This is a genomic window from Schaalia radingae (genome assembly GCF_900106055.1).
Lineage (GTDB): Bacteria > Actinomycetota > Actinomycetes > Actinomycetales > Actinomycetaceae > Pauljensenia > Pauljensenia radingae_A.
Genome location: NZ_LT629792.1, coordinates 1,682,617 through 1,704,572 on the forward strand (window position 1 = coordinate 1,682,617; position 21,956 = coordinate 1,704,572).

Annotated in this window: 18 protein-coding genes and 1 riboswitch; of the genes, 6 read left to right on the forward strand and 12 right to left on the reverse strand. The window is 58.8% G+C overall.

Annotation, left to right across the window (positions count from 1 at the left end):
• Positions 1-14 precede the first annotated feature (14 nt).
• The 3 genes from pth to galT form a co-directional block, all read right to left on the reverse strand.
• Positions 15-626, reverse strand: coding sequence for an aminoacyl-tRNA hydrolase (gene pth / locus BLT69_RS07385; RefSeq protein ID WP_092648745.1), 612 nt, complete (start codon positions 624-626; stop codon positions 15-17).
• 141 nt (positions 627-767) lie between these two features.
• Positions 768-2,069, reverse strand: a complete 1,302-nt coding sequence (gene galK / locus BLT69_RS07390) for a galactokinase (RefSeq protein WP_371935792.1) — start codon at positions 2,067-2,069, stop codon at positions 768-770.
• Position 2,070: 1 nt separating this feature from the next.
• Positions 2,071-3,279: a galactose-1-phosphate uridylyltransferase gene (gene galT / locus BLT69_RS07395; RefSeq protein ID WP_058237845.1), complete on the reverse strand. Its 1,209-nt coding sequence runs from the start codon at positions 3,277-3,279 to the stop codon at positions 2,071-2,073.
• Positions 3,280-3,583: 304 nt separating this feature from the next.
• Between galT and BLT69_RS07400 the strand changes: the two genes are divergently transcribed.
• From BLT69_RS07400 to BLT69_RS07415, 4 genes are all read left to right on the forward strand, one after another.
• Complete coding sequence (locus tag BLT69_RS07400) at positions 3,584-4,126, forward strand: 2'-5' RNA ligase family protein (RefSeq protein WP_070725743.1); 543 nt, start codon at positions 3,584-3,586, stop codon at positions 4,124-4,126.
• Positions 4,127-4,253: 127 nt separating this feature from the next.
• The gene (locus BLT69_RS07405) at positions 4,254-5,978 is read left to right on the forward strand and encodes a YihY/virulence factor BrkB family protein (protein WP_157886377.1); all 1,725 of its coding nucleotides are present in this window, start codon (positions 4,254-4,256) and stop codon (positions 5,976-5,978) included.
• 816 nt (positions 5,979-6,794) lie between these two features.
• Positions 6,795-7,451 carry a DUF6318 family protein gene (locus tag BLT69_RS07410; protein WP_157886378.1) on the forward strand — a complete coding sequence of 219 codons (657 nt, stop codon included), beginning with the start codon at positions 6,795-6,797 and terminating at the stop codon, positions 7,449-7,451.
• 223 nt (positions 7,452-7,674) lie between these two features.
• Positions 7,675-8,304, forward strand: coding sequence for a hypothetical protein (locus tag BLT69_RS07415; RefSeq protein WP_092648748.1), 630 nt, complete (start codon positions 7,675-7,677; stop codon positions 8,302-8,304).
• 220 nt (positions 8,305-8,524) lie between these two features.
• Here the strand turns inward: BLT69_RS07415 and BLT69_RS07420 are convergent, their stop codons facing one another.
• Positions 8,525-9,346: an exodeoxyribonuclease III gene (locus BLT69_RS07420; RefSeq protein ID WP_058237095.1), complete on the reverse strand. Its 822-nt coding sequence runs from the start codon at positions 9,344-9,346 to the stop codon at positions 8,525-8,527.
• A gap of 156 nt (positions 9,347-9,502) precedes the next feature.
• Between BLT69_RS07420 and BLT69_RS07425 the strand changes: the two genes are divergently transcribed.
• Complete coding sequence (locus BLT69_RS07425) at positions 9,503-10,510, forward strand: cation diffusion facilitator family transporter (protein ID WP_092648749.1); 1,008 nt, start codon at positions 9,503-9,505, stop codon at positions 10,508-10,510.
• Positions 10,511-10,526: 16 nt separating this feature from the next.
• Here BLT69_RS07425 and BLT69_RS07430 read toward each other — a convergent pair whose 3' ends face one another.
• The 6 genes from BLT69_RS07430 to BLT69_RS07455 form a co-directional block, all read right to left on the reverse strand.
• Positions 10,527-11,438: a bifunctional methylenetetrahydrofolate dehydrogenase/methenyltetrahydrofolate cyclohydrolase gene (locus BLT69_RS07430; protein ID WP_092648750.1), complete on the reverse strand. Its 912-nt coding sequence runs from the start codon at positions 11,436-11,438 to the stop codon at positions 10,527-10,529.
• Positions 11,435-12,727, reverse strand: a complete 1,293-nt coding sequence (gene glyA, locus BLT69_RS07435; RefSeq protein WP_058237098.1) for a serine hydroxymethyltransferase — start codon at positions 12,725-12,727, stop codon at positions 11,435-11,437. Before glyA ends, BLT69_RS07430 begins: the two co-directional genes overlap by 4 nt.
• A 74-nt stretch (positions 12,728-12,801) precedes the next feature.
• Positions 12,802-12,886, reverse strand: a riboswitch (ZMP/ZTP riboswitch).
• Positions 12,887-12,929: 43 nt separating this feature from the next.
• Positions 12,930-13,808 carry a formyltetrahydrofolate deformylase gene (gene purU, locus BLT69_RS07440; protein WP_092648751.1) on the reverse strand — a complete coding sequence of 293 codons (879 nt, stop codon included), beginning with the start codon at positions 13,806-13,808 and terminating at the stop codon, positions 12,930-12,932.
• Positions 13,809-13,930: 122 nt separating this feature from the next.
• Positions 13,931-15,259: an amidohydrolase gene (locus BLT69_RS07445; protein ID WP_257590290.1), complete on the reverse strand. Its 1,329-nt coding sequence runs from the start codon at positions 15,257-15,259 to the stop codon at positions 13,931-13,933.
• Between the two features lie 9 nt (positions 15,260-15,268).
• Positions 15,269-16,852 (reverse strand): C4-dicarboxylate transporter DcuC, encoded by a 1,584-nt coding sequence (gene dcuC, locus BLT69_RS07450; protein ID WP_092648753.1) that lies wholly within the window; start codon positions 16,850-16,852, stop codon positions 15,269-15,271.
• A gap of 118 nt (positions 16,853-16,970) precedes the next feature.
• The gene (locus tag BLT69_RS07455) at positions 16,971-17,960 is read right to left on the reverse strand and encodes a malate dehydrogenase (RefSeq protein ID WP_058237102.1); all 990 of its coding nucleotides are present in this window, start codon (positions 17,958-17,960) and stop codon (positions 16,971-16,973) included.
• A gap of 227 nt (positions 17,961-18,187) precedes the next feature.
• On the opposite strand from BLT69_RS07455, the gene BLT69_RS07460 reads away from it, so the two are divergent.
• Complete coding sequence (locus BLT69_RS07460) at positions 18,188-19,336, forward strand: PPK2 family polyphosphate kinase (protein WP_257590291.1); 1,149 nt, start codon at positions 18,188-18,190, stop codon at positions 19,334-19,336.
• A 193-nt stretch (positions 19,337-19,529) separates the two neighbouring features.
• On the opposite strand, the gene BLT69_RS07465 is transcribed toward BLT69_RS07460, so the two are convergent.
• Together BLT69_RS07465 and pgi are read right to left on the reverse strand one after the other, a co-directional pair.
• Complete coding sequence (locus BLT69_RS07465) at positions 19,530-19,808, reverse strand: hypothetical protein (RefSeq protein WP_154955707.1); 279 nt, start codon at positions 19,806-19,808, stop codon at positions 19,530-19,532.
• Positions 19,809-20,186: 378 nt separating this feature from the next.
• Positions 20,187-21,929 (reverse strand): glucose-6-phosphate isomerase, encoded by a 1,743-nt coding sequence (gene pgi / locus BLT69_RS07470; protein WP_257590292.1) that lies wholly within the window; start codon positions 21,927-21,929, stop codon positions 20,187-20,189.
• Positions 21,930-21,956 lie beyond the last annotated feature (27 nt).

The window sequence follows — 21,956 nt, forward strand, 5'->3', positions numbered from 1 at the left end:
AAACACAAAGGATTTTACTGCGGCGAGCTATGCGAATGCAGGCGCTGTTGGGCCTCCGGGAAACCGTTTAGTGCCACGTCTTCAATCACGTCAGCGGCCTTTTCCACTGTCACGTCCCACTCAGTGCGGTCGCGCGCTGAAAGCTGTGCCAAAACGTAGTCTGCAGGGTCCTGCCTGCCCGGAGGCCTGCCGATTCCGACACGCAACCGGTGGTAAGCCCGCGTCCCCAGACACTGACTGAGCGATTTCAGGCCATTGTGGCCGCCTTCTCCCCCGTCAAATTTCAGACGCAGGTCGTGTTCGGGCAGGTCGAGGTCATCGTGAATGACGAGGATACGGTCGGGCGCTATGTGTGCGAAGCGAGCCAACGCACTGATCGAGCGACCCGACGTATTCATGTATGAATCGGATGTGGCCACGAGAACTTGCGGTCCTGGCGCGCCCCCTGGTCTGATGCCCAGGCGGATACTCGCCATGTGCGTCCCGCTCTTGTGTGCGGTCAGGGTCGCACTGCATCGTCCCGCCAGAGCATCGATCACCATGTGACCGACATTGTGACGGGTGCGCGAATACTGGGCGCCGGGATTTCCCAGCCCCACAATCAGCCATGGGGTTTCATCACTCATAGATCTGATTGTGCCATTGTGGGAGTTTTCAGCTGCCACGGCTGGTCGAATGTCACATCTGTCGACGATTCGCCACCACAAGGGCCGCCGCGGTATTTCAGCCACTGATCGAGGTACTGACGACCCCTGTGACGCGCCACGTTACTCAGCGACTTTTCCTGCAGGTTCTTCAGGCGTAGCGATCAGGAACTGCGGCGCTTCGAAGCCGTGCTCAGCAAAGGCATCAGCGACAGCCCGGGCCACGTCTCGCGCAGCAGACTCATCGACGAGGGCGATCGCCGAGCCGCCGAAACCGCCACCTGTCATGCGTGCGCCATGTGCTCCACTGGCTCGCGCCGCATCGACGGCCACATCCAGTTCCGGACAGGTCACCTCATAGTCATCACGCAGCGAGTCATGGGACGCGTCCAAGAGCGCGGCGCAGCGATCCAGCCGCTCACCGACGAGCGAGCCGGAAGCCAGCTCGTCAATGAACGTGCGTGTGCGATCAATCTCCGTCAGAACGTGACGCACGCGAGCGCGCATCACCTCGCCAGGCAGCTGATCCAATGCCGCTTGTTCATCGTCGATGTCGGCCAGCAGATCGACACCAAGGATGCCTGCGGCCTCTTCGCAGGCCTGTCGGCGCTGGGCGTATTCGCCGGTTACATGCGAATGCACGGCGCGCGTGTCGATCACCAGGAGTGCCAGGTGGTCGTGAGCCAGGTCAAATGGGATCGACCGCACGGACATATCGCGGCAGTCAAGCTCCAGTGCGTGTCCCTTCGTGCAGCGCATCGATGCAGACTGATCCAGCCCGCCTGTATTGGCGCCCGCAATGTCGTTTTCAGCGCGCCGTGCGGCATCCACCAGGAGTGCGCGGCCCGCATCATCATCGTCACCACCGAGCAGGTTGAGGTCTTCCATGTCGTTGATCGCCACGGCCATCGCGCATTCCAAAGCGGCAGAAGACGACAGTCCTGCACCCAGAGGCACACAGGAATGCAGCGCCGCATCGAAGCCGCGCAGCGGCCCAAAGCCGGCCTGCTCCAGGGCCCATGCCACGCCCACAAGGTACGCAGCCCAGCCGGATACTTCGCCGTCAGTCCCGCGCCGGTCAACGGTGTCGAGGTCGAACTCGTCGATATGGTCGCGCGTCTGCGGAGACACGAGGCGTACGTGGCGGTCAGATCGCGGTGTGGCAGCGATAAATGCACGGTGTGGCAGCGCGATCGGCAGACAGATGCCACCGTTGTAATCCACGTGCTCACCGATGATGTTGACACGGCCAGGTGCGTGCCACACGCCATCCGCATCTGCGTTGAATGTTTCGCGGAACAGGGTGCGCGCGGCGAGGGCCCCCTCGTCAAATGTCAAGGGGTCGTTGAACGTGAGGTCCTCTGTCTTGGCTGAGCCGCCCTCGTGCATGGAGTCAGCCTGCTCGGGTGTGTGTGGGGTGGTCATATCACCACACCTCCTTGAAACGGTCAGCGATCTTTTCGGGAGACGTGTCGGAAATCCACGCACCCATACCTGATTCCGAACCAGCCAGGTACTTCAGTTTGCCCGGCGCGCGCAGGAATGAGAAGAACTCCAGGTGCAGGCGCAGTTCGTCGCCTTCAGGTCCGATTGGCGCCTGATGCCAGGCCGCGATGTACGGCAGCTCGATGGCCGAACCGTCCGGGTTGACGAAGAAGCGATTACCTGCCTGTAGCAAATGCAGGTAGAGGTCAGCCAGTTCTTCACGTTCTTCCTCGGTCAGATGCGCAATGTCGCGTACGTGGCGACGTGGGACGAGGTGAGCTTCGACGGGCCAGCGCGCGGCTCCGGGGGTGAACAGCACCCAGTGTTCGCTTTGATCGAGGATACGGCGTGCACTGCGCAGCTCGGTGTCCACGATATCGTCGAACAGGTTGCGACCAGTCGCTTCGCGGTGGGCCTGAGCCTGAGTCAGCATTTGGCGGGTGCGGGGCGTCAGATAGGGGTAGGCGTAGATCTGGCCGTGTGGGTGCGAGAGTGTGACGCCAATTTCCTTGCCGTGGTTTTCAAAGCAGAAAACCTGTTTGATGCCGGGCATTGCTGACAGTTCGCGGGTACGGTCCGCCCACGCTTCGATCACGGTGCGCATGCGCTCATGGGAGACGGTGGCCAGTGAGTCTTCAAGGTTCGGGGTGAAGCAAATGACTTCGCATCGTCCCGCGGCTGGCGCCCTGCGGTACAGGTCATCACCGTCGAGACCGTTCACGGGGATCACACCGTCAGCTGCTGCGATTTCCTGCGCCTGTTCTGGGGTTGCCATGAGGGAGGGGAAGCGGTTTTCGAAGACGACGACGTCGTAGTCTGTGTCGGGTATCTCCCCGTCGGAGTATTCGGCGCCCGGTCGTGCCGGCGCCAGCGGGTTCGCGTCTGCTGGCGGAAGGAATGTACGGTTCATGCGGTGGGTCGCCATCGGGATCCAGTCCCCGGTCAGCGGGTCTTTGCGCATCTGAGGTCCGGTCACGGGATGAACGGTCCCGTCCTCCCCTTCAATCGGTGCGAAACGATCCGGCAAGGGCCGCGGGTCATCGAGGCGACGAGTGCGCTGTCCTGATACATATTCGGGGGAATCGTCGAAATAAAAGAGGTCTCGCCCATCGGCAAGTTTGGTGGCAGTTTTGCGCACCTGAGCACTCATCGCTGTGTGTCCTTCCACGTTGTCAACGAAGTTCTTGAGAGACGTTCATTTCTCGGTGCCCCGTCCGTGTCCCCACAGGCAGGCCACGTCATAAGTTTACGTTGCCATAGAGGTTTGTCACCACCACGGGGACGGCTCGTGACCTAGGTCATGGCATCTACCTGCGTTGCGACCTTCACCTCACAGCCGCACCACCTTCATCTCACAGCCGCGCCATCCCATGTACTCTTAAAAGGTCAGTCGCGCAGCGGCACCCTGGTCGCTTCGCCACGCAGCTACCTCATTGCAGAAATGGCGGTGATCCATGTTCCTGCCTCCGCGCCTTGACGGCCAGGAATGGATGGGAGCAGTCATCGCCATTCCGGAGCCTTGGGTCAGCGAACTGACAGAGTTGCGTCTCGGGCTGGGTGACGTCAACGGCTCTCGTGTCCCCGCCCACATCACCGTCATGCCACCGATTGCCGTGCCGGTGGAAGATCGCACCCGAATCATTCGCCACCTCCGCTCCGTCGCGCAACGCCGCCAGCCGTTCCGCATCACCATTAAAGGTACTGACACGTTCCGCCCTCTGTCCCAGGTGGCGTTCCTGACTGTGACGCAAGGCATGGATGAGTGCCGCAGCCTTGCAGACGATGTGCGCACCGGCCCACTTGACTACACCCTTCGATTCCCCTACCACCCTCACGTCACACTAGCTCAGGATGTTGATGACCCAGCCATTGACCTGGCTCTCGACGTCGCCGCAGATTTCGAGGCCTCTTGGATGGTTCCAGGATTTCGCCTGGACCGCGTGGACCCCACTGGCATGTATTCCTCGCTCGCCCTTTTCGATTTCGAAACGAAGTAGGAACGCGGATGCGGCAGCCTCCCTCGTCAATTTTCGTGATCGACGAGGGGAGACGGCCGTCCCCTGTTGAGCAAATTCTGCCTATGCATAGCGAGCGCGCGCCGCGTCAACACCGTAGATTATGAATATGACGGCAAGCACGAACGATACTCAACACGATTTGTCGGCTACCAACGTGGGATCCACCGTTGCGCCGCCGAGCCCGCGCTCAGTACCCGGAACGTTCACGGACACCGTGCGCGAATCGGATCTGACCTATCGTGATGAGCCATCTCCGAATGCTCCCGGTTATCATTCAGCCGAACTGGCCGGCACATATTCCGACGAAACCAAGCGCGCCTCGCATCTGCGCGGCCCGGGATTGCGCGAGACCCTCGCTACTCCGGGTCTGGTCGACAAGATCAAGGCACTGATTCAGTGGTGGAACCGGACGCGCCTGGCACGAGCATTGGCGCGATACAGTAAGCGTTCCGGTGGCTTGTTGTCAGGCGGTATGGCGCTGACAACGCTCCTGTCGCTGTCCGCAGCACTGGTCGTTGGCTGGACCATCTTCATGGCGGTGCTGGGAAATAACGCGGAGCTCAAAGAGGCTGTCATCAACGGTGTCAACAATGCGATGCCGGGCGTCATCGATGACGGCACGAACGGCGGGCTGGTCAACCCCGACAGTCTGCAGGTCTCCACCGCAATGTCAATCACGTCGATCGTTGCCTTCGTCGGCTTGGTGTGGTCCGCTCTGTCGGTTGTGGGGTCGCTGGGCATGGCGATTCGTTCGATGTTTGGGCTGGTGAGTGCCCCGGTTCCCATCTACAAGTCGATGCCGCGTAACCTGCTCGGCGCTCTCTGCCTGGGCGTGGGAGTGCTGGTGAGCGCCGTTTCCTCCGTAGCTCTGCGAGTGTTCGGCGATTGGATTTTCTCGACTCTGGGAATCGACGCCGGTTTCGGTAAAATTGCATTGAACATTGCGAGCCTGCTGGTCGGTTTTGCGGTTGATTTCGGCGTGTTCATTGTTCTGATTCGAATCGTGGCGCTCGTTCATCCACCTCGACGCGACCTCATGTGGGGTGCCGCATTGGCTGCCCTCGCCGCCGGGGTGCTGCGCTTCTTGGGAACGTCCGCTGTTGGCGCCGTGTCGGGCGCAGTGTTGACCACTGCGACGACGCTGGTCACGCTCATTTTGTGGATTAACCTGCAGATGCGTGTCATTTTGCAGATCAGTGCGTGGGTTGCGAATCCGCCTGCAATCCCGCCGACCGATAAGTCCTCTCTGATTCACTTCAATGAGACGCCGAACTATGTCACGCTGGGTGTCCCTCGTACTTTGGAGTGGCCACACCACGCTGTGACCGGAGAGGTCGAACCGACCCCCGATCCCCCCAAGCTTTCCGATGCTCCGCTAGCCATTGACGCCTCATACCACCCCTCATTCAGCGAGGGCGAATTGGCGGCTCTAGCCAGCATGTCGCCGGAAGAAATTTCTGAACACCGTAAGGAGAAGCAGGCTCGTATGAACTTCCATCAGGCAATGAAACGTGGAGAGAATCTGGCTGACGAACGTGAAGCTCGCGGTGAAAAAACTCCGTGGAACGTCGAGGACGCCAAGCGCGAAAAAGAGGAGAAGCGTCGTCAGGCCGATGCGCGCGAACAAGTTGACGCACTGAAAGACGATGCGGATAAGCGTCACGAGGATGAGAATCGGCGTGATGCTCTGGCTCTGGGCGAACGGCTGCTCCAGGAGCGCGAGGCTGCCGGCACTGCTCCTGACAATGCTGAGAGCACGTCAAGCAAGGATTCCGCTCAGAACACCGACATGTCAGGTACGTCCGAGGTTATCGACCGCGCCGACAAGTAGCAGTAGTTTCAAGCCCCGCGCGGGGATGTCCCTGCTGCACGTTGAGCTTGGAGCCTGAGCCGGTCGTTCAAGCCCCGCGCGTGGGGAATGCCCGCTCTCCTCGTGCCTTGTGTTGTCGTGGCTGAAGACTGGCCCTCGTGTCACCGTGCGTGGGGGGTAGGTGTCCTCCCCCTCTTGTAACGCCTTTCGCGGAGGCATGAGTGCCTCGCTCTTTGTCTCGAGTGCGAGATGAGAGATACGCCTTTCCTCTTTTCGTCCCCGAGGTTCGATTTGGCGTGGTGGTGGGTTCGTTGTATGGCTGTGGGTGGTGCGTGTGGTTGGGTGGGTGGGCTTGTGACCTGTGGGAATGCTTGGCCAGTGGGGTCAGTGCGGGTCCTTTGGGCTGTGGATGTGTGTCGAGTTCGAACCTGGGGGAACATGCCCGGGGCCTCGTGTGATCGTCGCTCGTGTGATTGTCGAGGGTAGACAGGGGTCGTGCTTTGCGGGGATGGCTCAAGCTTGCGCTTTCTTGTGGGCTGAAGGGTTTCGTGTGGGGGTGCGCGTGCGCATACAGCGTCTTCCCACATTGTGGGAATTCTTGTTCCCGCATGCTTGTCCTCCCCTCTTTCCCCGTCTGTCGATCTGAAGAGGGTTCTGCTGCTAACCGCTTACACGGACGAGGCGTTTGCACTGGTCAGGAGTAACCTCACGGGAGGTAGAGCCGTGATGAATCCAGTGAGAGGCTTCCAGATCGACAGGTGGGTGCAGAAAGAGTTTGGTCCACAATTATGAATTGGGGCTGTACGGGCAGCAGTACTGTTCCGTAGTGTGGTGCACATGACACGACGATCACGACGCGGCACGCTGCTGGTTCCAGTATTGGCTGGCTTGCTCACTCTGGCTGCATGCAACCACGGGGAAGGCGGGAACCAGAGTGGCAGCGCTCAAAGCCCTCAATCCCACAGCGGGTCACACGAAGCGGCGCAAAGCATACCCATGTCCGGTGAGTACCCGATTTTACCCAACGGGAAGCTCGGCAGGCCCGTGGACTGGGTGGAACCACACGAACCACAACTACCCAGTGCTGCCACCAACATGGACGCGTTCGGGGCACGCTACTTCGCCGAGTACTACCTCAACCTCCTCGCATACTCCATCAACACCGGCAACACCACCACCCTCAAAAAAGTCAGCAGCCCAGAATGCAAAGTCTGCCAATCATATGTCAGAAAGATCGAAAACTTAGATAGCAATACCGACTGGGTCGACAGTATGAGATTCAAAATCGATTCATTCAATTCAGTGGAGCTGTATCCAGAAGAGTCGGATCTATATCTCGTCGAATTTCTGGCAACTTCCGCTCCCTATGTCGTGTACTTAGATGGAGAACTGACTTCGTTTGAAGAGGAAAGAGTGCTCATCCAACTTGACCTCCGTCAGGCCAATTCTGAGTTCACTGTAAATAGGTTCTTTGCGAAAGAAAGAGAGGACTAAAAATATGCGTTTTGCGGCAATCTCTTTACTTTGTTTATCTCTCGCTTTGAGCCTCCCATCGGAATTCGCAGGCGACCCGGACGAAGGAAACTTCAGCACCGCCGCAACTAGTGCTTCAGAAGGCGAGCTACAAGTTGAGGTTTCCATCAAACAGACTGTCTCAACATCGGGATCCGAAGGCACTGCATACAACCTTGGAACTTCTAGTGTTAGCCAAGGTGGTGTGGTTGAGGTTGTTGAGGGGCCGGTTGGTGGGTTTCGTGTACCGGGCTGGCAGGTGCGCTGCAAGATCGGCACCGGCACAGCCGGCGCCACACCAGCAGACAAATGCACCCCACCACCAACAGAAAAACCTGAAGGAAAAGAACCAGACCAGCCCGCCACTCCGTCAACCGACACCATCGTGCGCACAGCCCTAAACACCATCACCCTACGCGGCGCAGGCCTGACCATCCAACCACACCAACACGCCTTCACCGAAGTGCCCTCCAACATCTACGCCGCCACCCCCACCCAAACCCACACCCTCACCGTCTTCAACCACACCGTCACCCTCACCCTTCACGCCTCCACCTACACATTCGACTTCAACGACCACACCCCACCACTGGTCACCACCACCCCAGGAAACCCCTACCCCAACATGGTGCACACACACTCATGGCAAAACGAATCACCCCACCAAACCGTCACACTGACCACCACGTGGGACGTCACACTAACCAACCCGTTCACCGGCACCACGCACACCATCCCTAGCATTACAAGCACAAGAGAAACCAGCGCCCCATTCCTGTTAACCAAACCCCACCAAGTCCTCACCGACCACGCCGAAAAAACCCACGGACACTAAACAGGAAGAACAGTCGCAAACGAACAGCACAAGCAACGCAACACTATTCAGCAAAACTAGCAACGCACCACACGTGAACGTTTGAAACTCAGCAGTATCGTGCGGGCGATCCAGGGTCATGAGGTAGAAGACTGGCGAGCGTCGTCAGATCGGAAAGAGCCTATTTTTTCAGGAGATCTGGCTCGCACACACTGCTGTTCTTCAACGGGTGTGATTGCAATTAATCGAACTCATACGACACGGTCAAAGCGGCATGGTCTGACATGCGCGCATCGTAAGAGGCGGCGCGATCAATCGAAAAGGACCGTGCCTTTTGCGCCAGATCCGGCGTCACAAACTGATAATCAATGCGCCACCCGGCGTCATTATCGAATGCTTTGCCTCGCCACGACCACCACGTGTATGGGCCTTGGACATCCCCCGCAAGCTCGCGGACGGTGTCGCACCAGCCACCCTCGGCCCATGACGACACAAAGGCAATTTCCTCGTCGAGCACTCCGGCACGCTTGTTGTGGTTCGGCTTCCAGTTCTTGATGTCCAATTCGGAGCGAACGATGTTGAAATCTCCCGCAACGAGAGCTTGACGCCCCTTCGCCGAATTCGCAGCTTTCAACAGTTCGCTCATGCGCGCTGACACCCTCGGCAGGTGCGCCATCTTGGCATCCTGCTTCGGTGTATCCTTCTCGCCCGAATGGAAATACGCCGACACAAGCGTCAGTGGAGTGGCAAATTCAAGGTCTACTTCCAGCCAGCGACCCGAATCCACATCACTTTCCTGGTCGTCCAGCGTTGTCCGCACGTCTCCGATCAGCGCCTCGTTCTCAATCGGGACAGCGACTGCTACGCCCGCACGCCCTTTCGCCCGCGATGGCACGGCCACAACATGCCACTGCGACCCCAGAATCTCACGCGTCACTTCTTCCGGCGCGCGCACCTCCTGCATCAGGAGGACGTCGGGGTGCTGGCGGTTCAACCAGTCGTTCAGTCCTCGTTTAGCGGCAGCGCGGATCCCGTTGAGGTTGACAGTCGTGACGTTCAGCATGCCTCTATTGTGCCCGAAACTTCACCGAGTGGTCGCTTGCAAGCGACCACTCGACATCACGGACTTGGCAAGGCAGCGAGAAATGGCTACTCTATAGCCAACCAAGGATACCCCCTTGGGGTATTGATTTTCGTTGTCACCTAGCGAAAGGACGCCATGTCGCCCGATGTCGAGCATCGCGATTGCTGCGAGGAGTCGGAGCAATCATCACCCCACAGCAGGCCCACATCCGCCGAGAAGTCGCTTGCAAGCGACCACTCGCATTCACATTCGCACTCGCATGCTGCTAGTTCCCGAGGGCGTCTGATTGCAGCCTTGTCCATTACGGCAACTGTCCTCCTCATCGAGACAATCGGCGGCGCACTTTCAGGATCACTCGCACTTTTTGCAGATGCCGGCCACATGGCGGTGGACTCCATCGGGCTGGTGATCGCGCTGATTGCGGCTCACCTGTCACTGCGCCCGCGCACCGACAGATTCACGTGGGGCCTGGCACGATCCGAAGTGGTCGCAGCGGCACTGCAGGCAGGTATGCTCGTCGTGATCTGCGTGATAATCGCATATGAAGCCATCGGACGCTTCATGAACCCCGAGCAACTCGACACCCGCATCATGCTGATCGTCGGTATCCTCGGCCTGGCTGCAAACGTCGCTTCCCTACTCGTGCTGATGGGGGGCCGCAGTGCCTCGCTGAACATGCGCGCAGCATTCCTCGAGGTTGCCACCGACGCGTTAGGGTCGGTCGCGGTCATCATCGGCGCGGTCGTCGCCCATTTCAGCGGATGGCTCCAAGCGGATGCCCTTGCTTCACTGCTCATCGCGTGCATGATGGCTCCGAGGGCGATCACGCTTTTACGCCGCTCGGTGGCGATCCTGATGGAGGAAACACCACCCGGCCTGGAACTGACAACGGTGCGTGAGCATATGCTCCATGTTCAAGGAGTCGAAGACGTGCATGACCTGCATGCCTCGACCATTGCGACAGGAGTGATAGCCCTGACGGCTCACGTCACCGTCCAACCCGAGTTGAACGAGCACGAGCGATCCGACATTTTGCACACACTCGCCAGCTGCGTACAGGAACACTTTCCCGTCACGATCACGCATTCCACGTTCCAGTTGGAAAGTCCCCAGCACCGCGAACATGAACAGTTAAGGCACTAAGCTCACACCTGCGCATTTACACCTGAGCGGAGAATCCCGCCTTTCGCTCAGCCATTTCGACCACGTTCGCCAACAGGAGGGCACGGGTCATCGGCCCGACGCCACCGGGATTCGGTGACAGCCATGCCGCAACACGATCAACTCCGTCGGCCACATCGCCATGCAGCCGCGCACGGCCATCAGCTTCCGTCACGCGCGAAACGCCCACATCCAGCACCGCCGCACCTTCACGCACCATGTCAGCGGTGATCAGTCCCGGCGAGCCAGCCGCAGCCACAACCACGTCAGCATTGCGTACCTGTTCAGCGAGGTTGAGCGTGCCCGTATGGCACAGCGTCACGGTCGCGTTGATGTTCTTACGCGTCAGCAGCAATCCGATCGAACGGCCGACGGTCACTCCCCTGCCAACTACGCACACATCCGCGCCGTTGAGTTCCACGCCGTAGCGTTCCAACAGCTCAATGACGGCGCGCGGCGTACACGGAAGGGGCGAGGTGATGTCACCCGCCGCGCGCAGTACCAGGCGGCCCAGGTTCATCGGATGCAGGCCGTCAGCGTCCTTATCCGGATCGATGCGCTCCAACACGGCCTGGGAATCGACCCCGGCGGGTAGCGGAAGCTGCACAATGAAACCCGTGCAGGCAGGATCAGCGTTGAGCTGGTCGACAGCCTGCTCGATATCAGCCTGAGAGGCCGACTCGGGCAAGTCAATGCGAATCGACTCGAGGCCAACCTCCGCACAGTCACGGTGTTTGCCGGCAACATAGGTCACTGACCCGGGATCTTCACCCACCAGGATTGTTCCCAGTCCTGCATGAACACCGGCTTCACGCAGACGTGAGATGCGCTCAGCAAGCTCGCCCTTTATAGCAGCAGCGGTGGCTTTCCCATCCAGTACCTGTGCGGCACCTTCCCACGGCGCTCTCACTGCTGCAGCCCGTCGTACAACGGGAAGGCATCAGTCAGTGCACGCACGCGCGCCTGCAGACCCTCCATATCCACTGTCTCCTTGGAGGCCGCCTGAACCAGTGCGGTCGCGATGATGTCGGCAACTTCGGTGAACTCCTCATCACCAAAACCGCGCGTAGCCAGCGCCGGCGTTCCGATACGCAGACCGGATGTGACTGCCGGTGGGCGCGGGTCAAACGGCACAGCATTGCGATTGACCGTGATGCCGACTTCGTGCAGCAGATCCTCAGCCTGCTTGCCGTCAAGAGTTGAATCAACCAGGTCAACGAGCACCAGGTGCACATCGGTGCCGCCGGTGACCAGCTTGATGCCGACCTTCTTCGCATCGTCGCGTCCCAGACGCTCTGCAAGTTTCTGCGCGCCAGCAAGAGTTCTGACCTGGCGGTCCTTGAACTCCGGGGTCTGAGCCACTTTCATTGCTACGGCCTTGGCAGCCACCACATGCATCAGCGGGCCACCCTGCTGACCTGGGAACACAGCAGAATTCAGCTTCTTGCCCCACTGCTCGCCGCGCGCGGACAGGATCATGCCGGAGCGGGGACCCCCCAGTGTCTTGTGGACCGTCGTGGTCACCACGTCGGCGTGGGGCAGTGGGCTTGGGTGCAGTCCGGCTGCAACGAGGCCGGCAAAGTGCGCCATGTCAACCCACAGCGCAGCGCCAACCTCGTCGGCAATGCTGCGGAAAGCAGCAAAGTCAAGGTGACGAGGATAGGCCGACCAGCCGGCAATGATCACACGGGGACGCTCACGCAGCGCCACTTCACGCACCTGGTCAGGCTCGATACGCATTGTTGTGCGGTCAACTTCGTATGCGGTGGCGTGGTACATCTTGCCGGAAAAGTTGATGCGCATTCCGTGTGTCAGGTGGCCGCCGTGAGCCAAGGACAGACCCAAAATCGTGTCCCCCGGTTTTGCCATCGCCATGAGCGCGGCGGCATTGGCCTGCGCGCCTGAGTGTGGCTGCACGTTGACGAAATCGGCACCGAACACTTTCTTGGCGCGTTCAATTGCGAGACTTTCAGCAACGTCCACTGCCTCGCACCCGCCGTAGTAGCGGCGTCCCGGGTATCCTTCGGCGTACTTGTTGGTCAGAACTGATCCCTGAGCCTGCAGGACTGCACGCGGGACAAAGTTTTCCGACGCGATCATTTCAAGGGTGGCGCGTTGACGGTTCAGCTCATCATCCAGCACCTTTGCGATGTCAGGATCGAGTTCGGCCAACGTATGGGAGTTGAGAGAATCACTCATTGCTGCTCCAGTTTTCAATTCGCTTGTCTGGCTTTCACTATTGGCGAGGATGGCCCCAGCCGTTCCTCGCTCGGTTGCGTGGCCCAGGCGGGCGACCGCGACAACCCTATTTCGCTCCCCGGTGGTCATCCCACCTGTTCGCCAGTTGCGACAGATTCATCTTATCAACTGTGTTCCGCTGCGGAAACCGCCAGTGCGGACACTAGCGGGAGAATACGACGGTTCGGTTGCCGTTCATCAGGACACGGCGTTCAGCATGCCAACGCACTGCCTGCGCGAGGACTCGGCGTTCAACATCCTGCCCCAGCTCCACCATGTCGCGGGTGGAATCGGCGTGCGTGACTCGCGTGACGTCCTGCTCGATGATCGGCCCTTCGTCCAGGTCGGCTGTAACGTAGTGCGCGGTTGCGCCGATGAGTTTGACGCCGCGTTCGTGAGCCTGGGCGTATGGGCGCGCGCCTTTGAACGAAGGCAGGAATGAGTGGTGAATATTGATGACGCGTCCGGCCATTTCACGGCATACCGAATCAGACAGGATCTGCATATAGCGGGCCAGGACGACCAATTCAACCTGCTCGGACTTGATGAGGTCAAGAAGTTCTGCCTCGGCGCGCACTTTTGAATCCTTGGTGACCGGAATACTGAGAAAGGGGACGCCGTAGAACTGTGCGACCGGCGCGAGGTCAGGGTGGTTACCGACAACTGCAACCACTTCGATAGGCAGACCTTGAGAGCGCTGCCGATAGAGCAGGTCCGTGAGACAGTGCCCTTCGCGCGAAACCATAATGACGGTGCGAAGCGGTCGCCCCAACTGGTCGACGCGCCAGGTGGCGTTGAACTTGTCGGCGATTCGTGTCAGGCCTTCTTCGACAGGACCTCGACCGACAGGTGATTCAGCTTCCATTCGCATGAAGAACAGGCCGGTATCCGGGTCACCGAATTGCTGCGACTGAATGATGTTGCCACCGATGTCGCTCATGATGCCGGAGGCCGCGTGAACAATTCCTGGCTGGTCCGGGCAGGAAAGAGTAATGACAAGCTTGTCGATTGTCGAGGGGGGCACTGTCGAATCATGTTCCATAGTCCTAAGGGTAATGATTCACAGGCACTCCGGCCTAATCCAGTCCACCGCTTCTGATACGTGGTGTGCGCCGAGTGGTCGCATGCATGCGACCACTCGGCGCCATAACGATGTGAACTCGGTCAGTGTGCGGCTGGCATTTCCGCGATGGCGGCTGCGCTGATGACGCGCACTCCTTTGGGCAGGACAGCTTCATCCACCGTGAACTCGACGGAGTGCAGGCCGCCCTTCGACGGAGTGAAGATCAGCAGCAATGAGGCCTTTCCGCCGTTGTCCTGGACTCGCTTCATCATGAATGCGTAGTCTTCGGAAGCGGTCATTTCCACCCACTTCGGGTCATTGGCGCGTACGCCCACCAACTCGCCAGCTTCAGCGATTCGGTCCATCAGGTCCGGATCGGAATCCAGGGAGATGGCCTCTCCCATGCGCACGATCTCGTAGTCGCACTCATACATCTGTGCAGCCGCTTCGATCACGGTGCGGGCTCGGTGCTCCATGTACTCGTTGATCTCGGTCGTTGAACCGCGAACTTCCATCTCAAAGTGTGTATGATCTGCGACAATATTGCGGGTATCGCCGGCAACGATCTTGCCGACACTCACGCGGGTCGCCCCTTCTGAGTGGCGCGAAATCGCATACAGGTTCAACACTGCGGTGCACGCGGCGAGAATGGTGTTCTTGCCTTTTTGCGGCGCGCCTGAAGCGTGAGCTGCCAGTCCTTTCAGATTCACGTCGTACTTCGTGGTGGCCAGAGCCCCGCCGGATCCGGGCGCGTAGTCGGATTCTTCGAAGTCGTGTGGCCACACGTGTTGCGCGAACATGACGTCGACGTCATCGACATGGCCGGCGGCCACCATCGATTTCGCTCCGCGAACGCCTTCTTCAGCGGGCTGGAACAAAATCTTCAGCGTTCCTGACCAGGAGTCCTTCATCTGTGCCATTGTGCGGGCAACACCCAGCCCCATCGTGATGTGAGCGTCGTGTCCACACGCATGCATGATGGAGGCGTGAATGGAGTTAAAACCCTCATCCGCCGGGTAGTACCCCTTTTCTGAAGATTCCTGCAGCGGCAGCGCGTCAATGTCGAAGCGCATGCCGACAGTGGGGCCGTCCCCATTGCGGAGAATTGCCACAGTACCCGTGTGTCCTCCGGCAATCGAGTGAACAAAGTCGGCGTCGGCACCCTCGTCAATCGCGCGGGCGATTGCGGCCTCATCTTCTTCGGAGCTGGGCAGTCCCATTCGCTCCTCAGACAGGCACGCGTCCTTTCCCTGCAGGACCTCATAGCCCCACTCGCGCAGATGCTGGACGATGATCGACGTGGTGCGGTACTCGAGGAATCCGAGTTCAGGATGTGCGTGGAAGTCGCGGCGCCACTGGACCAGGTCATCGGTCATGGCGTCGACATTCGATGTGAGTGTTTCAGCGATCTGCATTGGTAAAAGTGCCATGTTTCCTCCTTAAATGAGGGCTCGAAGCAGGTAATCCCACACGATCGACGAGGTGACCATGATCACGTAAGCGGGGATCATGACGGGGATTGTTCGTTTGACGAGGTCGACCGGGCTGACATCACCAAGTCCGGCAACTGCAATCACGACGCCTGCGATAGGCGACATGGAGCGACCGATGCCTGATGCCAGTTCCATTGGCTGAGCCAGGAACACGGTGTCAACGCCCAGGGGTTTGGCAATGTCGGGGATAAGTTCTGAGAACGCGAACCACGGTGCGTTGCCGGAGCCCATCAGGACCGCTGACAGGAAGATCACCAACGTCATGATGATGGTGATCGGAATTGCCCCCATATTGAATCGCTCGGCGCCATCAATAATGAACGAAATAAACCCGAGCTGGGTTAAACCGGCAGCAAACATCTGGCCGCCGACAATGAGTGTCACGATGTTGACGAATTGGCGACCCATGCCCTCGAAGAAAACGGAGAAAGCGTCCGCGCCGCGTTGGAATGAACGGTAGCGAATCATTTCGCAAATAACGGCGAGCATTCCGGAAATAATCATGGCAGTTGCCACGTTCATTTTGATGCTGGTAATCACGAAAGGCGAGAAAACAATGAGCAGGACCAGTGGCGTAAATGGAAGGAGCGCGTATGCCTTCGGGGTCGGCTTGTCGACACGTTCAGCTTCCTTGGTGTCCGCCTTGGTCTTGGCGGCGGTGTCGGACCCACCATTTGCAGCGCGTTGTGCCAGGGCCGACTTTCCGCCCGAGGACCTTTTAATACCTGCGAGCTCAGCCTTGATTTCATCCCAGTCTGCTTTGTCGGGAGTAGTTCCGGCCTTGCGGTCGAAGTACTGCTGGACGAAGTAATGGAGGATGAACACCGATGCGACGACCACCAGTGCGACGGGCAGCTGGTACTGAATAAAATATTCCTGGACGGTCATGCCGGACGTCTGGGCCGCCATATTGGCGTTTGAGGAAGCAGGGCCAAGGTCCAGACAGCTGCCGGTCGCGATAACGCCCGTGGCAGACAGTTTCGAGATTCCCAGGGATCGCAGGAGCGGATAGACGGTCACCATCAGCAGCATCGCCAGGCCAGCTGCCGATGGAATGATCAAGCACAGTGTCTGAGCCAGGATGTAGGTGGAGGCAAGAACAACGTAGGGCTTGTTGATCTTCTGGAGCGGTTTGGTTGCGATGGCGACCAGTGCTGATGATGCACCGACTCGGTCCATGACCAGCGAGAAACCGCCGACCGCCATGATGATCAGACCGAGCTTGGCACCTAGATTCCCGAACGTCTGAGTGATCTGGTCGAAGACATCCAGGAACGCCGAGCCAGTGGTCTGGTCTTCATCCATCAATGGTTTCATTGACAGTGGAATAGCGCAAAGCAGCATAAATAGACCGGAAAAAATCAGGACGGTCTGCGGATGATAACGGTGAAAAATCAGATACGCCACAACCACGGTCGTGGCAGTCGCTATGAGGAACCCAATCATTTGAATCCTTTCGATATTGTTTCCACACTGCATCGTTGAAGTGATAACAAACTCTATCTCTGAAAACAGGGATGGCGCACCCATATTCAAGTATGCCAGTCACAGCACAAAAAGAACGCTGGATGCGCCTCCTGATTATTGCTCGTGGAGCAAGTCAGGGAGGGCGTTCCAGCGTTCTTCTGGACTGTCCTGCTGGCGAGAACTACTTGATGAAGCCGAGGGCTTTCACTGCGTCGTATTCTTCCTGCAGAGCCTTGATGTTGTGGTCGATGCCGGCGCGGGTGGCTTCGGAGATTTCGAGGCCTTCAACGATCTGGTATTCGCCGTTCACTGCGCGCACCGGGAAGCCGAAGGAGAAGCCTTCAGGAACGTCGTAGTGCGAGCCATCTGAATGGACACCAGCGGTGACCCATTCACCTTCGGGCGTGCCGTGGATCCAGGTGTGCATGTGGTCGATTGCGGCGTTGGCTGCCGATGCCGCTGAGGACGCGCCACGTGCGGCGATGATGGCGGCGCCACGTTTGGCAACGACAGGGCGGAATTCCTCGTCGAGCCACTTTTCGTCAACCAGGTCGGTGGCCGGCTTTCCGTCAACGGTGGCGTAGGAGACATCCGGGTACTGGTCGGCCGAGTGGTTGCCCCACACAACAATGTTCTTGATGTCGCTGACAGCTGCACCGGTCTTGTGGGCCAGTTGGCTGATGGCGCGGTTGTGATCCAGACGCATCATGGAGGTGAAGCGGTCGGCTGGCACATCGGGCGCAGCGTTGGCTGCGATCACGGCGTTCGTGTTGGCGGGGTTGCCCACGACCAGGACGCGCACATCATCGGCTGCGCCAGCGTTGATTGCGGCACCCTGAGGTCCGAAGATTCCGGCATTGGCTTCAAGCAGGTCAGCGCGCTCCATGCCCTTCGAACGCGGGCGTGCACCCACGAGCAGGCCAACGCTGGTTCCCTCGAATGCCTTGGTGGCGTCATCGAAAATGTCGACGCCGGCCAGCAGCGGGAATGCGCAGTCGTCGAGCTCCATGGCTGTGCCTTCAGCTGCCTTGACAGCCTGAGGGATCTCCAGCAGATGAAGCTTGACTGGAACGTCGGGTCCGAAAATTGCGCCTGATGCGATGCGGAAAAGCAGCGCGTATCCAATGTTTCCAGCGGCACCGGTTACGGTGACGATTTTGGGTTGAGCCATGATGTGGAACTCCTTGATTGAATGATCGAGCGTTCCCGGTAGGGTTCGCGTTCCGGCCCGGATCCGTGCTCCGAGCTCTCATGACAAGCCTACGGCGCAATTTTGTCCTTTACTAGGGAAAGCAGTCCCAAGTTTGCGACGACTCTGTGCAAAACGGTCGATCTTTTCCGCGTTTACAGGCGTTTCTAAGGTGTAAAAGAGTCGCCCTCGTCACTAAAATGTCACCCATGGGTTCGAAGAAGAAAAAGAAGCGCGCCGACCGAGCAGATGCCGTGCCTACACGTGCCTCGACGATGGATTCTTCCCGGCAGCGAGGCTGGACAACTGATCCGCGCAAACTGCTTGCCGTTCACGGAGAGCTGGATTTGGCAACCATTTACCGTGACAAGACTCCCGGCTGGGACGAGGGTAAGAAGGACGGCCAGAAAGCTATGGAAGATCAGGCAACTGATCTGGCCGAGCTGCAGGAACGACTCTTTGCGCAGGCTCACAGCGATAACGGCAGCTCTGAAGCAGTGTTGATCGTCCTCCAAGGGCTTGATACCGCCGGTAAGGGCGGCATTGTGCGGCATGTGATGGGGTTGGTGGACCCGCAGGGCGTGTCTCTGGCGGCGTTCAAAGCCCCCACGAAAGAAGAACTCAAGCACCATTTTCTGTGGCGCATTCGCCGCGAGCTTCCCGAACCTGGAATGATTGGCGTGTTTGACCGCTCCCACTATGAGGATGTCTTGGTGCCGACGGCGCAAAAACTGGTGGGTCACGATGATGAGCATGGGCGCTCATGGGTCGTCGACGACAAGACCCTTCGAGATCGCTACCGCGCCATCAGGCGTTTCGAAAAGCGCACCCTGGAAAAGGGTATTCATATCATCAAGATTTTCCTTGCGATTTCTTTTGAAGAGCAGGGGGAGCGGCTGCGTGAGCGCCTCGACCGTCGTGACAAGCACTGGAAGTTCTCGACTGGCGACTTGGTGGTGCGCAATGAGTGGTCGCAATATCAGCAGGCGTATCAGGAAGTGATTTCGCGGACCTCCACTGATGACGCACCGTGGTATGTTGTCCCCGCTGATCGCAAGTGGTATGCGCGATTGGCGGTTTCAGAGATTCTGCGCCGCACGCTTATCGACATCAATCCGTCGTGGCCTCAGGCCGACTTCGATGTTGACCAGGCGCTTGTTGATTTGGAGAAGACGACGTCGCCGGAGGCTTTGGCTCGCTTTGCGTTCGAGTGTTCAGATTCGCATGAAGAGTTCCTCGACGCCCTCGCCGTAATGGACGAGGACGACGAGGGTGACTCTGATGACTCACAGTCTGCTGGTTCAGGTGATGATGCGGATGAGATTCGCCTGTCAACCGACGCGTTCCGATACAACTAACTGTCGGAGCACGTAGCTGCCGGAACACGGTGAGCGCGGTAGATGCACGGGCGTGCTCACGGTGATTCGTACAGCATGCCCGCGCCGCGGGGCTTGGGCCGTCAGGCGCTCCGCAGTTTGAGCCATCGGAGAAGGCATCCGCCCCTTCCGGGGCGGCCACACGTTTACTGGCGGGAAGTACCCTTCGCGTCGTTTACAGGCGGCGGATAAACTCCACTGCAACTTCAAGCGGGACAGGATCTTGCTTGATGAGGGCCCGCGTTGCCCTGATTTCGCCGCGTTTATCGGTGTCGCGGATGAGGCGCAGTGAGTCTTTATCAACGGGAGATTCTCTTAACATGCGGTCGATTGAACCGCCGTACTTGGCGGTGAAGTAGTCGGTCCGGTTGCTCGGCATTTTTCGCCGCGCAACCACCGCTGCGGCGGCGATCAGAAGGATTAGAACTACAGCCACAATAAACCCGACAATCATCACGGACTCCATCCCTCGACGTTTGCCTCCATTTCGGCTTTCTTGAGATTCCCCCTCTAGGATGTCAGAACTCGGGGAACATCCTTGGCCTACTGCCGTGTTGTTGAGATTTTATCTGCACCGACTTATGTGCCGGTGTGTATGTTTTTCTTACCATGTCGTCCACAGAGTTTCTACCTCTCTTATAAATGCCGACCGCGACCGAATGTCGGCACTTAGAATCTTCGTACTGAAGCGCCCGAGTCCTACCATGAGCTACACCGTCGTTAGCTCACCGCACACAAAAGTGGCTGCAGGAACTATCTCAGTTCCTGCAGCCACTGGCAAGCATTCAGATATACGGCGCTGAGTCACCCCGTCGGCTTACCCATCGGTTGCTTAGTCCCGCCGGTAGGCGCGGTAGTACTCGATCAGCGCGCGAGTCGAAGAGTCCACCGACGCCAAGACGTCCTCATCGCCGGTAATGGCAGGCATCAGGCCGCGGGCGAGCACTTTACCAAGCTCCACACCCCACTGATCGAAGGAGTCAATCCCCCAGATCGCGCCCTGGACAAAGGTGATGTGCTCGTACAGAGCTATCAACTGCCCCAGAACTGACGGTGTCAGGCTGGGTGCCATGATCGACGTGGTCGGACGGTTTCCACCGAAGATGCGTGCCGGCACGATTTCCTCGGGAGTGCCTTCCGCGCGTACCTCCTCAGCAGTCTTGCCAAACGCCAGTGCCTGAGTTTGAGCGAAGAAGTTCGACAGGAACAATTCATGCATATCGGCACCATTCTCACCGGCACATTCGTCGCGCAGATTCCACGTCGGGTTGGCGAATGCGATGAAGTCGCTCGGCACCATGCGGGTCCCCTGATGAATCAACTGGTAGAAAGCATGCTGACCATTCGTGCCAGGCTCACCCCAGAAGATTTCACCCGTGTCGTAGTCCACCCGAGCCCCGTCATAGCGCACTGATTTGCCGTTGGACTCCATCGTGAGCTGCTGCAGGTAAGCAGGGAAACGGTGCAGATACTGTGAATATGGCAAAACCGCGTGAGTGTCAGCACCCAGGAAGTTGCCGTACCACACGTTGAGCAGACCCATCAGCAGGGGTACGTTGTCTTCAGGTTTGGCGGTCGCGAAGTGCTGGTCAACCGTGCGCATACCGGTGAGGAATTCCTCGAAGCGTTCCGGACCAATTGCCACCACAAGGGACGTACCAACCGCGGAGTCCACCGAATAGCGCCCGCCGACCCAGTTCCAGAATCCAAACGCGTTGGCAGGATCGATGCCGAATTCTTCGACCTTGTCCAGAGCAGTCGACACCGCAACGAAGTGGCGCGAGATCGCTTCTCTTTCACTCACCGTTCCGGCGCTCAACTCACCAGCGGCGCCCGCCGATTCGGCAGAGCCACCCTCGGCAATGATGCCGCGTTCGCGCAACCCGGACAGCAGCCATTGACGCACGACCTTGGCGTTCGTGATTGTCTCAAGGGTTGTGAATGTCTTCGAGGCCACGATGATCAGCGTGGTCTCAGGGTCAAGGTCCTTCGTTGTTTCTCCCGCATCGGTCGGGTCGATGTTGGAGATGAAGCGGCATTCGATGCCATCCTGGACGTACGGCTTGAGCGCCTCGTATGCCATGACGGGACCGAGATCGGATCCGCCGATGCCGACGTTGACAATTGTCGTCAACGGTTTTCCGCTGGCGCCCAACCACTTTCCTGCACGAACCTTGTCCGCGAAGGCGTAGATCTTCTTGAGTTCTGCGCGCACATCCTTGACCACGTTGACACCGTCAACTTCCAAAACGTCATCGGGTGCGCGGCGCAGGGCGGTGTGCAGCACTGCGCGGTCCTCGGTGACGTTGATGTGCTCGCCGCGCAGCATGGCGTCGCGCCGCTCCCCCACGTTGCACTGCTGCGCCAGCTCAAGGAGGCGCTCCAGAACGTCGGAGGTGATGAGGTTCTTCGACAGATCCACGTGCAGGTCACCCACGCGTCGCGTCCACTGCTGGGCACGGTTCGGCTCGCTCTCGAACCATCCGCGCAAGTCAGGAACAAAGACTTCTGCCAACTCGTCGAGTTGTCCCCAAGCTGAGGTTGTTGTCGGATTAACGGGAGCTTCCATCCCCATTGCGTCCTCCTTCATAGAGCGTATGTC